The organism is Streptomyces sp. NPDC016677 (genome assembly GCF_055562815.1).
In genome coordinates, this window is record NZ_JBVHEO010000024.1 from 29,099 (window position 1) to 43,208 (window position 14,110).

Genomic DNA, 14,110 nt, shown 5'->3' on the forward strand with positions numbered 1-14,110 from the left:
GGTGTGTCTCCGTTCGTAGCGCGGCCCGCCCGCCAGGACAGCAACCCTCACCCGCGTACGGGATTCCGCGCGACGGACGGAGGAGCCGCGGGGAACGTCAGATCAGGTCGATACGGACGTTCAGCCCCACGGGGACCAGAGCCGCGTAGCAGTACGACGCTCGGGCCGCCGAAATGACCGGTACCCCCGACGCTTCGGCGAGGACCGAGCAGTGGCAGGCCGCGAGTACTTCCGCGCCCGTGACCCGGCGGTCCATGGCGGCCGCGTACAACTGTCCGGCCGCGATCGTCTCCGTGGGGGAGAGGCCGACGATCTCCGTACCGCCGAGCTCCTGGAATCCGCGCACCGGGACGCCGATGCCGTCTCTGTGGTCCTGGTCGCACGTCTCGTCCCAGCAGGTACGCATGGAGCAGGCGACGGCGAACGCCACGGCCGGCGTGAGGAGACGGACCGTCCCGCCCTGCGCCGCCTTCCTCAGCGCCCGTCCCGCCGGTGTGTGGCCCACGGCGATCCGGTACAGGGAGAACGGGTCGAGCACGGCGACTTCGGCGGTCTCCGGATTTTCGGGTACGGCGGCCACGGCGCTCCCTCCTCTGTGGTGAAGCCACGCGGTCTCGCCGCCTGCGCTGTAGAGAAAAGGTCGCGTAGCCAAGCCCCTGAACACTCGGGCGGAACATCGCGCAAAACCATGCTCGACAGCATCTTGAATGTCAACAGGTGATCGACAGGGCGCCGGGAGACGGAGAAAGGAGGGGCTGAATGGGCGCGAGTGACAGGACGGGCACAGGACGCTCTGGCCGGATCAAGTACCTTCCGGCAGCGCCCCTTTGGTTTTTGTGAGAGGGCAGGTCGACAGGGGGTGCGGCGGCTCCATAGAGTGCCGCAGTGTTGTCAGCAATCGATTGATCGTTCAGGGTCGGCGAGTTCCCGCGGCCTTGCGCGGGCGGGGCGAGAGACCGCTTGAATCGAGGGGGCAGTTTTGCTGCGCACTTCTGACCGGCTGCACGATCCTTCGGCCGGTGTCGGTCCGGTGGACGCCACACCATCGGTTCGGCCCACGCGCTCCACGGACGAGGCCCCCGGCGGGGCGGAGCCGGTGCGGGTGCCGATCAGAACGCTGTTGTCCGCCGACTCGCCCCGGCTCGACGGGGAGGACGAGGACCACGTCCGGGCGCTGGCCGAGGTGGACGAGGAACTGCTGCCCCCGGTGGTCGTGCACCGCGCGACGATGCGGGTGATCGACGGCCGGCACCGGCTGCGGGCCCTGGAACTGCGCGGCGTCGGCACCGTACGGGTGCGCTTCGACGACGGGGGCGAGGACCCCTTCGTGCTGGCGGTGCAGCACAACATACGGCACGGGCTGCCGCTGTCGCTGTCCGACCGCACCGCCGCCGCGGCCAGGATCCTCGGTTCGCACCCGCACTGGTCCGACCGCAAGATCGCGTCGGTGACCGGCCTCGCGGCGGGCACCGTCCGCGCGATCCGGGCGCGTTCGACTGATGATTCCGCGCAGTCGGACACCCGGGTGGGCCGCGACGGAAGGCGGCGGCCGGCCGGCCGTACCGCCGAGGGCCGGGTCCTGGCGGGCCGGCTCCTGCGCGAGGACCCGGACATGCCGTTGCGGCGGGTCGCCGCCGCGGCCGGGATCTCCCCGTCGACCGCGCTGGACGTACGCGACCGGGTGCGCGACGGACGGGACCCGGTTCCCGCCAAGCTCCGCGGTGGCCCCCACGGCAAGCGGAAGCCGCCCGCCGCGGAAGCGCCCGCCCCCCAGCCCGGTGTGAACTGGGAATCGGAGCTGAACCGACTGCGCCTCGACCCCTCACTGCGCTACACCGACACCGGGCGGGTCCTGCTGCGGCTGCTGGACGCCCGCCTGCTCAGCACCGACGAACGGGCCCTGCTGGCCACCGGCATCCCGTCGCACTGCGCCACGACGGTGGCCAACCTCGCCCGCGTCCTCGGCGCGGCGTGGCAGCAGTTCGCCGTCGACCTCGAACAGCGCGACCAGAACTGGAACGAGGACTGAGCACACCGCCTCGCACGGACTCGGACGCGCGGCGCCCGGACCCGCGAGCCGGACGCGCGGTGCCCGGACACGTGGGATCGGCGGCGCGGCGCTCGGACGCGCGGGATCGGCGGCGCGGTGCCCGGACACGTGGGATCGGCGGCGCGGCGCTCGGACGCGCGGGATCGGCGGCGCGGTGCTCGGACACGTGGGATCGGCGGCGCGGTGCTCGGACACGTGGGATCGGCGGCGCGGTGCTCGGACACGTGGGATCGGCGGCGAGGCGCCCGGACATGCGAGCGGGACGCGCGGCACCCGGACGCGCGGGATCGGACGCGAGGCGCCCGGACGCGCGGACCCGGGGCCTGCCCGGCCCCGGACCCCCTGTGTTGTTGTCAGGAGGGCGAGCGGCGCGCGACCGATCGCCGGCGTACGCCCCGGCTTTCTTCGACGCGACCCTGGACAAGGCGCACCGCCGGCGGACCGAACGCGCATCGATCCCGTCCGAGAACGGAACATTGAGCGCGTCAGACCCGCCCAGTAATATCGGCGATCGATGACGGAGCCGATTCCGGACGAGCCGGCTTCCCCGGATTTCTCGGCGAAATTCTCCGGTCGACCGCCCCAGCCACGCGCGCTGCGAAACGCCTAGTGGGAAGTGCCGATGACGACTCCAATGACACCGTTCGACGAAGTGTTCCGGGTATTGGTCGCGATGCTCGGCGAGGACGTGGCGGAACGTCGCGCCGAGCTGTCCGCGTCCACCCCGCTTCAGGATCTGGGCATGGATTCGATGAAATACATCAACCTGCTGCTGAGCCTGGAGGACAGTATCGGCAAGGAACTCGACGAGGTCGCCGAGCACATCGACCTCTCCGAGATCACCACGGTCGGCGATCTCGTCGCGCTGGTGGAACGGTTGCGGGAGCTGTGAGGGGAGCCGGGCCATGAGCGACAAGGAACTCGACACGCACGCCCTGATGCCCACGGAGGACGACATCGCCTCCTACCGGCAGAACGGCTACTACGTGTCTCAGAAGATCCTCAGCGAGGAGCTGATCGCCGGCGCGCTGGAGGGCAGCGAGCGGCTCTACCGAGGCGAGTACGACCAGCGCTTCCCCTGGAGCGACAACCACCGCGTGGACCCCAACTTCGGTGTCCCCTTCACCGACCGCACCCGCAGCCGCGCCGACGGCTACGCCTCCTTCCACAGCTTCGGGCTCCGCGCGCTGGCCCGGCACCCGGTCATCGCGTCGATCGCCGCCGCGCTGACCGGCGCCACGGAGATCAGGTCCTGGAAGGACCAGCTCATCTACAAGGCACCGGCGAGCAGCCCCGCGGAGAACGAGGGGGTGACCGGGTTCCATCAGGACAAGCGGTACTGGCCGACCTGCACCTCGAACCGGATGATCACGGCCTGGATCCCGCTGCACGACTGCTCCACACAGAACGGATGCCTGGTGGTGATCAAGGGCAGCCACCGGTGGCGCAACAACCACGCGCTGGTCACCTTCGACGAGAAGAACCAGGACTACATCAAGTCGAAGCTGATCAACAGCGAGGGCGACGAACTGATCGAGGTACCGCTGCAACTCCAGCGCGGCCAGGTCAGCTTCCACGACTGCTACACGATCCACGGCAGTTACCCCAACGTGTCCGACCTGCCGAGGCGGGCCCTGTCGGTGCATCTGCAGGACGGCGAGAACCGATACCGCGACCTGAACTTCCTGAGCCGGACGAAGCCCGTCTACCAGCACTCCCACGACCTGATCTGCCGCACGTCGGCGAACGGGCTCCCGGACTACAGCGACCCCGAGATCTTCCCGACGCTGCACCGCACCACGGCGGGATGACCCTGCCGCCCTGGGCCATCCCCGACTCCGGAGACCGGCACCCATGATCGACATCCATGTGCACCTGGCCGACGCACGCTGCGTCTCCCCGGGCTTCGTCGAGGGCATCGCCGCGTCGATCGGCGACGACCACCGGGTCCGGCGCGCACTGCGTCTCTACCTGTCCGACCGGGACGGCAAGCGGCTGCTCTCCCAGATGGACACCTACGGCATCACCAAGTCGGTGCTGCTCATCGCCGACTTCGGCCCGGCGCTCGGCGAGCCGCCGCTGTCCATCGAGGACGTCCACCGGCACCACGCCGAGGTCACCGCGGCCTCCGGCGGACGCCTCACGTTCTTCGCCGGCTTCGACCCCTCGCGCGGCCCCACGGCGCTCGACCTCGTCAAGCGCTGGACGGCGACGCCCGGCTGCGAGGGCGTCAAGCTCTACCCGCCCTGCGGCTTCGAGCTGGACGACGAGCGGCTGACCCCGCTGTGGCGGCACTGCAACGACAACGGCGTCCCGGTACTGACGCACTCGGGGCCCTCGTTGCCCGCCCTCAGCGACTCCCGGCGCTACCCGCACAGCCTCGAAGAGGTCGTCCGACGCTTCCCGGACCTGCGCGTCACACTGGCGCACGGCATGGTGTGGGACCTGGAGGGAACCGTCCGGCTGCTGCTGGCACACCCCGCCAACCTCTGGGCGGACATCTCGTCGTTCCACCAACTCTCCGACTCTGACCTGGAGTTGATGTTGGAGAGCTGCGCCAAGGTGCCCGACCAGGTGCTGTTCGGCTCCGACGCCCCGCTCTTCGACTTCTCCGGGAACCTGGGGGACAGGATCGAGGCGATGCGCGCCCGTCTGACGCCCGCGCAGCAGGCGGGACTGTTCGAGCGGAACGCGCGCAGGTTCCTGTACGGCACCACCGCCTGACGACCTCCCTCGCGCCCGGCGGGGGAGCCCCGGCCCGAGAACGACGGTGTGAGCGTGGACTCGATCTACTTTCCCCCCGAGGCGGAGACGTTCCGGCAGCGCACCCGCCGCTTCCTCGACGAGCACGTCACCCCGCGACTGGACACCTGGGAGGCCGAGCGCCGCATCCCCCGCGAGGTGTGGAAACTGTTCGCCCGGCACGAGCTGCTGGGACTGCACTACCCCCGCGCCTACGGGGGCCGCGAGCTGCCGTTCTTCCACTCGGTGGCCTACCTGGAGGAGCTGGGGCGGCTCGGCAGCGGCGGCTTTCGCGGCGCGCTGTCCGTGCACAGCTACATGGCCACCGCCTACCTGCACCTGGCCGGCGACCACCAGCAGAAACTGGCCTACCTCAAGCCCGCCGTCGAGGGCGACATGATCGCCGCCCTGGCCATCACCGAACCCCAGGCCGGCTCCGACGTGTCGGCCATCGGCTGCGCGGCACGGCCCGCCGGCGACGGGTACCTGATCAGCGGCACCAAGGCGTTCGTCACCAACGGCATGAACGCGGACTTCCTCGTCACCGCGGCCCGGACGGCGGACGGCCCGGCGACCGCCACCGGCTCCGGCACCCTCTCCCTCTTCGTCATCGACGCCCAGGCGCCGGGCGTGACCCGGAGCCCCGTGGAGAAACTGGGATGGCACTGCTCCGACACCGCGACGGTGCGCTTCGACGACGTACGCGTGGACGGCGGCCGGCTGCTCGGCCGGAAGAACTCCGGATTCATGTGGATCATGAAGGCGTTCCAGCTGGAACGGATCGCGGCCGCCGTCCTGGCCCTCGGCGAAGCGGACCGCGCGCTGGAACTGGCCCGCCGGCACACCCGCGACCGTCAGGTCTTCGGCCAGGCGCTCGCCCGCCACCAGGTGGTACGGCACCGGCTGGCCGAGCTGATGAGCCATACGGAGGCGGCCCGCCAGCTCACCTACCACGCGGCCTGGCTGCACAGCCGGGGAAAGCTGGCGATGTCCGAGAGCGCGATGGCGAAACTGCGCGCCACCGAACTGGCCGTGGACGTCACCGGCCAGTGCCTCCAGCTGTTCGGCGGGCACGGCTACCTCGAAGGGACACCGATCGCCCGCCTGTTCAGGGACACCCGGCTGGACACCATCGCCGGCGGTGCCAGCGAGATCATGCGGGAGATCATCGCCGACACCGAGCTGTGACGACGCGCGCGGCGCCGGGCGGCGCCGGGCAGCGCCGGACTCAGCACTTGCGCAGCACGAAGCACCCCCACCGGAAGTAGCCCACGGTCAGACAGGTGAAGGTCGCACCGGACGCCACGGGCGTCGAGGCCGCGTAGTCGGTGAGGTTGATCAGCACATCGCAGGAGAACACATGGCCCAGCCGCCGCAGGTTGTCGAGGTAGAACATCTCCCGTCCGACCCGCAGCTCCCGCATGAGACCGCGCTGGATCAGCATGTTGTAGTTGCCGCAGAAGACCTTCTCCATCTTCTCCAGCGGGAACTCCGGCGGAATGTCCCGCCACAACGCGCCCAGGTGCTTGGCCGAGTTGTCCACGAAGGCGAGCACCCCGAAGGTCCTGGTCAGGTGGGACAGGTCGCTGCTGGTCGCCAGGTGCTTCAGCTCGTAGTCGCCCGCCGTCCGCGACAGGACGAACGACAGCGCCCCGTCGCTGAGGATGGACTCGGCCGAGTCCATGAACCGGTCGCGGTCCCGGGCGCACTTGTCGCCCACCACGATCAGGACCTCCGAGTAGTCGTTGGCCCGCAGCAGACTGGACCCCAGCTCCAGGGCGGCCGACAGGTTGGAGCACTTGGAGAGGGTGACCCCGTACAGCTTGGCGTCGACCAGACCGTGGTCACCGAGGATCCGCGCCACCTCGGGGTAGTCCAGCCCCACGGCGTGGATGGAGTTGACGGTCGGCGCCAGCAGCACCGCGCCGATGCGGGCCGGGTCGACGCCGCTCGTCCGCAGGGTCTCACCGACCGATCGATGGCACAGTTCCGGCAGGCTGAGCGGACTCTTCCGGTAATAGTGCAGGCCGAGTCTGGTGAAGACCTGCACCTGCTCCGGATCGCCCTCCTCGATGTCGGCGAGGGGCACGGCGTCCCCCACCGTGTAGGCGAGACCGCGGAGATACAGCGACTGTTCGGGCATGCTCGGCATCCGTAACGTGAGACGGCGGTACGCGGAAGGAGAAGGCCGGGGGGAGTGCCCAGGTCGGCACCCCGTGGCTCGCCGGAACCGGATCTGAGTGCCGCGGCCACGGCCGAGGCGGACACCGGCTCCGGTACGATCACGAACTTATGAAGTCGCTGTCTCGCTTAACGCGGCAAACGGCACCCCCCTCAGCGGTCGTCGCCGGCCTGGTCTCCGTACTGGTCGGCACCGCCAGCTCCGCGGCCGTCGTCTTCACCGCCGCGAAGGCCGCGGGCGCGTCGGCCGACGAACTGGCCTCGTGGATGCTCGCGCTGGGCGTCGGACTGAGCGCCACGAGCATAGGGCTGTCCCTGCGTTTCCGTACACCAGTGGTCACGGCGTGGTCCACGCCGGGCGCCGCCGTGCTGGCCACCGGCCTGCTCGGCGCCACCATGGCGCAGGCCGTCGGCGCGTTCCTGGTGTCCGCGGCGCTGATCACCGTCAGCGGCCTCACCGGCTGGTTCGCGCGCGTCATGGACCGCGTCCCGGTGGCCCTCACCGCGGGTCTGCTCGCCGGAATCCTGGTCAGGTTCGGCACCGGCCTGTTCAGCGCGATGCGCGACAGCTTCGGCACGGTGTTCCCCATGTTCGCCGTCTACCTGGTGTGCCGCCGATGGCTGCCGAGGTACGCGGTGGTGGCCGCCCTGGTCACCGGCGCCGTCGCGGCCTCGCTGTCCGGCTCGGTCCACCTCGGCCAGGTGGACCTGGCGCTCGCCGCGCCGGTCTTCACCATGCCGGAGTTCTCCTGGCAGGTGATCATCGGCGCCGGACTGCCGCTGTTCGTGGTGACCATGGTGTCGCAGAACCTGGCCGGCGTGGCGGTGCTGCGCAACGACGGCTACCAGGTACCCGTCTCCCCGCTGGTCGGCTGGACCGGCGCGGCCAACCTGCTGCTCGCCCCGTTCGGCTGCTTCGGACTCAACCTCGCCGCCATCACCGCGGCGATCTGCACCGGCCCCCAGGCACACGAGGACCGGGACCGGCGCTTCCTGGCCGGCGTGTGGGCCGGGGTGTTCTTCCTGTGCGTCGGTGTGTTCGGCGGCACCGTCGGCGCCCTGCTGATGGCCCTGCCGAAGTCCCTGATCGCCGGGATCGCCGGCCTCGGACTGCTCAACACCATCATCAACTCCCTGTCGTCGGCGCTGGCCGACGAGGACTGGCGGGAGCCGGCCGCGGTCACCTTCCTGGCGACCGCGTCCGGGGTGACGCTGCTCGGCATCGGCTCCGCCTTCTGGGGCCTGCTCGCCGGTGTCCTCACCGCGCTGGTGATCCGGACCACGCGCAGGACCCGGGCGGCCGGGAAGCCCGCCGAGGCCGCCCCGGCCGAGGGATAGACCGGGGCGGCACGCGGCGCCCGGGCGGGACAGCCACTGTCCTCACCGCGCTGGTGATCCGGACCACGCGCAGGACCCGGGCGGCCGGGAAGCCCGCCGAGGCCGCCGCGGCCGACGGATAGACCGGGCAGGGACGCGGCCGCGCCCGGGCGGGACAACCGCTCAGCGGCCTCGTGTTCCCCGCCCGTCGGCCGGGGCCACGAGGGTCCCGGCCGTGCCGACCCAGCGGTGATAGGCGTCCATGTCCACATTGCTGCCGCACACGACGGTCGCCACCCGCTTGCCCGCGAACCGGTCGCGGTCCTCCAGGACCGCCGCGACACCCAGCGCCGCCGAGGGCTCGACGACCAGACCCGCGTGGTCGCGCAGCAGCCGCATCCCCTCGATGATCGACGCCTCCGCCACCAGCACCGCGTCATCGGCGACCACCAGCAGATCCGCCAGGGCGTCCGGGTTCGGGACCCGCCCCGCCACCCCGTCCGCGATGGTGTCGGTCGAATCGGTGGTGATCACCCGCCGCGCGTGCCAGGACCGGGTCATCGCCGGCGCGCCCTGCGGCTGCACGCAGATCACCTCGACCTCCGGTGCCAGCGACTTCACCGCGTACCCGACGCCACTGGCCAGCGCCCCGGTACCCAGCGCCACCAGCACGACGTCCAACTGCCCGGCGGCGGCCGCCAGTTCAAGACCGATGGTCGCCGCCCCGTCACAGGTCTCGACGTCCACACTGTCCTCGACGCGCCGGATGCCGCGCTCCCGGGAGATGGCCGCCGCCCGCTCGCAGGCCATGTCGTAGTCGCCGTCGACCAGCACCAGGCCGGCACCCAGCGCGCGGATCCGCTCCAGCTTGACCGCCGGGGCGGAACGCGACGCCACCACGGTGACGTCCAGCCCCCGGCCGCGCCCGGACCACGCCAGGGCCTGGCCCAGGTTGCCCGCGCTGGCACACACCACGGCGTTCTGGCCGCTCGCCGCGAGCAGGCTCGCGATGATCTCCGTACCGCGGGCCTTGAAACTGCGCACCGGATTCACGGTTTCGATCTTCAGGCTCACAGCGCAGCCGAGATCGGCCCCCAGGCCGACGCACGGGTAGAGCGGCGAGTCGAGAAAAAGTGGGTCGATCGCTTGACGGGATGCCTGGATCCGCGCTAATTCGAGACGTGTTTTCCGCATGGTCGAACAGTGTAGTCAGCGACTTGCACTCCCTTGATGGGCCGGTCCGCCGCCGGTAGCATCGGTTTCCGTTCTGCATGGCGGCACCCCATGTGATTCCAGGGCCAGTGTTCCCTTGGGCGCCGCAATTCCGTCGGCCATATCAGCCGCGGGTCATGAAGCATGGGACGACGAGATTGAGGCCATGCGTAATCAAAAAATGATTTCGGTCGGCATCAAGCTGAGCCATGACGGCAGCGTCGCCGTATTCGAGGACAATCGCCTCGTCTGCTGCCATGAAATGGAAAAGATCGACAACAACCCCCGCTACTCGGAATTCCGGCTCACCCGGGGCGAGCTGACCGGCCTGCTGGCCGGCGTCGGGTACGACTGGGGCGAGGTGGACGCGCTCGTCGTCGACGGGTGGCACACCACACCGTTCACGGTCACCCTGGGCGGGCAGGCGGTCCCCTTCGAGGTCGCCGAGTACGGCCACCTCTACTCCGCCGACGCCAACCCGCTGGCCAACAAGGCGGCGTTCAGCCCCTACTTCGAGCGGGAGTACACGAGCTACCACCACATCGCCGGGCACATCTTCTCGTCCTACTGCAGCAGCCCGATGGCCGGGCGCGGCGAGCCGTCGTACGTGCTCTCCTGGGACGGCATGTCGTTCCCGCAGCTCTTCCACTACGACCGGGGCGGCAAGCTGGAGTGCCTGGGCCACCTGTTCCCCATGAGCGGGTTCATCTACACCTACTTCGCCGCCAACTTCGAGCCCTACCGGGGCTACCGCCCGAACGACCTCTCGCTGGCCGGCAAGTACATGGCCTACATCGCCAAGGGCCGCAAGCAGCCGGCGCTGCTCGCGAGCTTCCACGCGGTCTTCGACAAGCAGGTCGCCCGGGCCGGCCCGGTCACCACCCACGACCAGATGCTCGAGTTCGAACGGACCCTGCTGCTCAAACTGGTCTTCCGCGCCAAGGCCAGCGGCCACGGTGACGAGGACATCCTCACCACCTTCCACTGCTTCCTCGAAGAGGTGCTGGTCCGCACGCTCTCCGCGCGGCTGGACGAACTGGACAAGGGGCCCCGCAACCTCTGCTACGCCGGCGGCTGCGCGCTGAACATCAAGTGGAACAGCGCGATCAGGCGGTCCTGCGGCCTGGCGGAGCTGTGGATCCCGCCGTTCCCCAACGACGCGGGCAGCGCCATCGGCACCGTGTGCAGCGCACTGGTCGCCGAGCACGGGTACGAGTCGATCGACTGGGACGTCTACAGCGGCCCCCCGATCCGCGAGACCCCCTGGGACACGGCCGGCTGGACCGCGCGGGAGTGCACACTGGCGGAACTGGCGAGGCTCCTGCACGAGTCGCAGCAGCCGGTCATCGTGCTCAGCGGCCGGGCCGAACTGGGGCCGCGCGCCCTCGGCAACCGCAGCATCATGGCCGCGCCCACGTCACCGGAGATGAAGACCCTGCTCAACCGGATCAAACGGCGGGAGTCGTACCGCCCGGTCGCGCCGATCTGCGCGGAGGAGGACGCGCCGACGTTCTTCGACCCCGGCACCCCCGACCCGTACATGCTCTACGACCACCGGGTGCGGCCGGAGGCGGCCGAGCGGCTGCCCGCCGTCTGCCACCTCGACGGCACCGCCCGCCTGCAGACGGTCCACGAGCGGCAGAACCCGCGGATCCACGCGCTGCTGCGGCACTACGCGAAGCTCAGCGGGGTCCCGGTCCTCTGCAACACCAGCGCCAACGACCTGGGCTCCGGGTTCTTCCCCGATGTGCGCAGCGTCGCCGAATGGGGCGCGGTGCCCTACATCTGGAGTGACGGAACCCTCCACACCCGTACGGCGGATGGCACCTGACCGGTACGTCTCGGCAGTGAAGGAACCGATGTCAACTATCGCGAACACCACACCCGGATTCCGGGGCGGGCTCCATGAGGTCTTCCGCCGCCAGGCGGAGGCACGGCCCTCGCGGACCGCGGTCGCGTGCGGCGACGAGAGCCTGACCTACCAGGAACTCGACCGCCTCTCCGACCGGCTCGCGGGCAGCCTCAGCGCGCGGGGCGCGCGGCCCGGCGAGGTGATCGGCCTGTCCTTCCCCCGGGGGATCGACATGGTCGTCGCCGTGCTCGCCGTCCTGAAGACCGGCGCGGCCTACCTGCCCGTCGACGCCGACCACCCGGCGCCCCGCGTCCGGCACATCGTCGACCACAGCCGCGTGCGGCGCGTCGTCGCCGATCCGAAACTCGCCGCCGGCTTCGACCGGCCCGGGATCACGGTCGTGGCGTACGAACGCGACGCCGTCCTCGACGACGCCCCGCCCGACTGGACACCGGCGCCGGTCGAAGCCGACGCGCCCGCCTACGTCATCTACACCTCCGGCACGACCGGCCGGCCGCACGGCGTCGTCGTCCGGCACGGCAACGTCGACCGGCTGTTCCGGCAGACCGAGGGCTGGTTCGATTTCCGCCCGGACGACGTCTGGACCGTGTTCCACTCGATCGCCTTCGACTTCTCCGTGTGGGAACTGTGGGGCGCCCTGCTGTACGGCGGCACCGCCGTCGTGGTCCCCGCCGCGACCACCCGCACCCCCGAACGCTTCTACGACCTGGTCGTGGACAAAGGCGTGACGGTCCTGAACCAGACACCCACCGCGTTCCGTTCCTTCGCCGCGGTGGACGCCCGCCGCGGCGCCGGCCTGGCGCTGCGGCAGATCGTCCTGGGCGGCGAGGCACTGGACAAGGACGTCGCCGCGGCGTGGCTGACGCGGCACGGCGACGCCCGCCCGCGCCTGGTGAACATGTACGGGATCACCGAGACGACCGTGCACGTCACCTACCGGCCGCTCACCCTGGACCTGCTCTCCGCGTCGGAGCACTCGCCCATCGGCGTGCCGATCCCCGACCTGACCCTGCGCCTGCTCGACGACACCGGACAGCCGGTCGCCCCCGGCGAGATCGGGGAGATCCACGTCAGCGGCCCCGGGGTCGCGGCCGGCTACCTGCACGACGCGGAACTCACCGCCGCCCGGTTCACCCGCTCGGACACCGGCGAGCCGACCTACCGCACCGGCGACCTCGGCCTCACCCACGACGGCACCGAGTACTTCTACGCCGGGCGCGCGGACCGCCAGATCAAACTGCACGGCTACCGGATCGACCCGCGCGAGGCCGAGGCCGCCGCGGACACCCACCCGGACCTCTCCGGCTCCCTCGTGCTGAAGGTGTCACCCGCCGACGGCGAGCCCCACCTCGTGCTGTTCGCCCTGTGCGGGCAGCCGTCCACACCCGAGCGGCGCGAAGAGGTGCTGGCCCTGATCCGCGCGGCGCTGCCCGCGTACGCCTGCCCGGCGCAGTGCGTCCTGCTCACCCAGTACCCGACGAACCACCACGGCAAGACCGACCACGACGCGCTGCGGGCCGCCTACCTCGCGCAGGACACACCGGCCCGGCCAAAGGCGGGGGACGGCCACGTCGAGAAGGTCCGGGCCATCTGGGAACAGGTGCTGGGCCGCCGGGTGACCGCGCCGCACGCCGACTTCTTCGAAAGCGGCGGCACCTCGCTCGACCTCATCCGGATCATGCAGGAGACCAGGAAACAGCTCTCCGTGGAGGTCGACCTCGCCGCGTTCGCGGACGGCCTGTCGTTCGACCTCTACGCCGGCCACGTCGGTGAACGGTCCGCCCCCAGGAACGGGAGTTGATGTCATGAGGAAGTTCAGCCTCACCCCCACCGAGCTCGCCGACTTCCAACGCAACGGCTACGCCGGGCCGTTCACCCTCTACGAGCCGGAGGAGATGGCCGAACACTGGCGCCGGCAGCGGCTCAAGCTGCTCGACCGCAGCGACGCCGTCTACCAGGACACCGAGGCGATCTCGCAGGGCACCAACATCTCCAACTACGACCGCCACCTCGACAACGAGTTCCTGGCCGAGCACATCGCCCGGCCGGAAATCGTGCACCGGGTGGCGAGCATCCTCGGTGACGACGTCATCTGCTGGCGCACCGAGTTCTTCCCGAAGCACCCCGGCGACGAGGGCACCGACTGGCACCAGGCGGACACCTTCGCCAACGCGGGCGGCGAACCGCAGATCGTCTGGGACGAGGACCGCGAGTACGGCGGCACGATCACCGTGTGGACCGCGTTCACCGAGGCCAACACCGAGACCGCCTGCCTCCAGTTCATCCCCGGCACGCACCGGCAGATGTTCTACGACGAGACCCTGGGCATGCACTACGACCCGGAAGCCAACCAGAACAAGACCAAGAACGGGGTGACACGCGGCTTCTTCGGCTACGACTATCGCCAGCTCCAGATCGACCCGGACTGGTCACCGGACGAGAGCAAGGCCGTGTCGATGGAGATGCGCCCGGGACAGTTCATCGTCTTCTGGTCGACCCTGATGCACGCCTCGCACGGCCACGCCGGCAAGACGCAGCAGATGCGGATGGGCTTCGCCAGCCGGTACGTCCCCGCCTCCGTGCACGTCTACCCGGGGCTGACCGAGATCAACGAGTACGGCGGGCGGATCTCACTGGAGAACTTCGGGTGCGTGCTGGTGTCGGGCGAGGACAAGTACGGCCGCAACCGGCTGCTGACCCACACCACGACGGGCGTTCCCTTCGGCAAGAGCTGA

Annotated in this window: 13 protein-coding genes; 9 read left to right on the forward strand and 4 right to left on the reverse strand. The window is 70.3% G+C overall.

Annotated features, from left to right (window positions below):
• Window positions 1-97 precede the first annotated feature (97 nt).
• Window positions 98-580 carry a hypothetical protein gene (locus ACZ3IG_RS34715; RefSeq protein WP_467437142.1) on the reverse strand — a complete coding sequence of 161 codons (483 nt, stop codon included), beginning with the start codon at window positions 578-580 and terminating at the stop codon, window positions 98-100.
• Window positions 581-1,102: 522 nt separating this feature from the next.
• On the opposite strand from ACZ3IG_RS34715, the gene ACZ3IG_RS34720 reads away from it, so the two are divergent.
• The 5 genes from ACZ3IG_RS34720 (at window position 1,103) to ACZ3IG_RS34740 (ending at window position 5,980) form a co-directional block, all read left to right on the forward strand.
• Complete coding sequence (locus tag ACZ3IG_RS34720) at window positions 1,103-2,029, forward strand: ParB/RepB/Spo0J family partition protein (protein ID WP_467437143.1); 927 nt, start codon at window positions 1,103-1,105, stop codon at window positions 2,027-2,029.
• 655 nt (window positions 2,030-2,684) lie between these two features.
• Window positions 2,685-2,942, forward strand: coding sequence for an acyl carrier protein (locus ACZ3IG_RS34725; RefSeq protein WP_467437144.1), 258 nt, complete (start codon window positions 2,685-2,687; stop codon window positions 2,940-2,942).
• A gap of 13 nt (window positions 2,943-2,955) precedes the next feature.
• Window positions 2,956-3,861, forward strand: coding sequence for a phytanoyl-CoA dioxygenase family protein (locus tag ACZ3IG_RS34730; RefSeq protein WP_467437145.1), 906 nt, complete (start codon window positions 2,956-2,958; stop codon window positions 3,859-3,861).
• A gap of 43 nt (window positions 3,862-3,904) precedes the next feature.
• Window positions 3,905-4,774: an amidohydrolase family protein gene (locus ACZ3IG_RS34735; RefSeq protein WP_467437147.1), complete on the forward strand. Its 870-nt coding sequence runs from the start codon at window positions 3,905-3,907 to the stop codon at window positions 4,772-4,774.
• A gap of 54 nt (window positions 4,775-4,828) precedes the next feature.
• Entirely contained in the window at window positions 4,829-5,980 is a 1,152-nt protein-coding gene (locus ACZ3IG_RS34740; RefSeq protein WP_467437148.1) for an acyl-CoA dehydrogenase family protein, read from the forward strand.
• Between the two features lie 40 nt (window positions 5,981-6,020).
• Here ACZ3IG_RS34740 and ACZ3IG_RS34745 read toward each other — a convergent pair whose 3' ends face one another.
• Window positions 6,021-6,935: a beta-ketoacyl-[acyl-carrier-protein] synthase family protein gene (locus tag ACZ3IG_RS34745; protein WP_467437150.1), complete on the reverse strand. Its 915-nt coding sequence runs from the start codon at window positions 6,933-6,935 to the stop codon at window positions 6,021-6,023.
• 149 nt (window positions 6,936-7,084) lie between these two features.
• On the opposite strand from ACZ3IG_RS34745, the gene ACZ3IG_RS34750 reads away from it, so the two are divergent.
• On the forward strand, window positions 7,085-8,311 hold the full coding sequence (locus ACZ3IG_RS34750; RefSeq protein WP_467437151.1) for a benzoate/H(+) symporter BenE family transporter: 1,227 nt from the start codon (window positions 7,085-7,087) through the stop codon (window positions 8,309-8,311).
• Window positions 8,312-8,473: 162 nt separating this feature from the next.
• On the opposite strand, the gene ACZ3IG_RS34755 is transcribed toward ACZ3IG_RS34750, so the two are convergent.
• On the reverse strand, window positions 8,474-9,484 hold the full coding sequence (locus ACZ3IG_RS34755) for a threonine ammonia-lyase (protein WP_467437152.1): 1,011 nt from the start codon (window positions 9,482-9,484) through the stop codon (window positions 8,474-8,476).
• Between the two features lie 142 nt (window positions 9,485-9,626).
• Entirely contained in the window at window positions 9,627-9,761 is a 135-nt protein-coding gene (locus ACZ3IG_RS34760; RefSeq protein ID WP_467437176.1) for a hypothetical protein, read from the reverse strand.
• Here ACZ3IG_RS34760 and ACZ3IG_RS34765 point away from each other — a divergent pair.
• From ACZ3IG_RS34765 to ACZ3IG_RS34775, 3 genes are read left to right on the forward strand one after another with little or no spacing between them, the layout of a single operon-like run.
• Window positions 9,705-11,333: a carbamoyltransferase N-terminal domain-containing protein gene (locus ACZ3IG_RS34765; protein ID WP_467437174.1), complete on the forward strand. Its 1,629-nt coding sequence runs from the start codon at window positions 9,705-9,707 to the stop codon at window positions 11,331-11,333. The genes ACZ3IG_RS34760 and ACZ3IG_RS34765 overlap by 57 nt on opposite strands.
• 28 nt (window positions 11,334-11,361) lie before the next feature.
• Window positions 11,362-13,176 (forward strand): non-ribosomal peptide synthetase, encoded by a 1,815-nt coding sequence (locus ACZ3IG_RS34770; RefSeq protein WP_467437154.1) that lies wholly within the window; start codon window positions 11,362-11,364, stop codon window positions 13,174-13,176.
• Window positions 13,177-13,180: 4 nt separating this feature from the next.
• Complete coding sequence (locus ACZ3IG_RS34775) at window positions 13,181-14,110, forward strand: chlorinating enzyme (RefSeq protein WP_467437155.1); 930 nt, start codon at window positions 13,181-13,183, stop codon at window positions 14,108-14,110.

Bases quoted from the DNA above. Each gene is read 5' to 3' on its own strand.
- ACZ3IG_RS34725 (WP_467437144.1), top strand. From the start codon at position 2,685: ATGACACCGTTCGACGAAGTGTTCCGGGTATTGGTCGCGATGCTCGGC.
- ACZ3IG_RS34730 (WP_467437145.1), top strand. From the start codon at position 2,956: ATGAGCGACAAGGAACTCGACACGCACGCCCTGATGCCCACGGAGGAC.
- ACZ3IG_RS34735 (WP_467437147.1), top strand. From the start codon at position 3,905: ATGATCGACATCCATGTGCACCTGGCCGACGCACGCTGCGTCTCCCCG.
- ACZ3IG_RS34745 (WP_467437150.1), bottom strand. From the start codon at position 6,935: ATGCCCGAACAGTCGCTGTATCTCCGCGGTCTCGCCTACACGGTGGGG.
- ACZ3IG_RS34750 (WP_467437151.1), top strand. From the start codon at position 7,085: ATGAAGTCGCTGTCTCGCTTAACGCGGCAAACGGCACCCCCCTCAGCG.
- ACZ3IG_RS34755 (WP_467437152.1), bottom strand. From the start codon at position 9,484: ATGCGGAAAACACGTCTCGAATTAGCGCGGATCCAGGCATCCCGTCAA.
- ACZ3IG_RS34760 (WP_467437176.1), bottom strand. From the start codon at position 9,761: ATGGCAGCAGACGAGGCGATTGTCCTCGAATACGGCGACGCTGCCGTC.
- ACZ3IG_RS34770 (WP_467437154.1), top strand. From the start codon at position 11,362: ATGTCAACTATCGCGAACACCACACCCGGATTCCGGGGCGGGCTCCAT.
- ACZ3IG_RS34775 (WP_467437155.1), top strand. From the start codon at position 13,181: ATGAGGAAGTTCAGCCTCACCCCCACCGAGCTCGCCGACTTCCAACGC.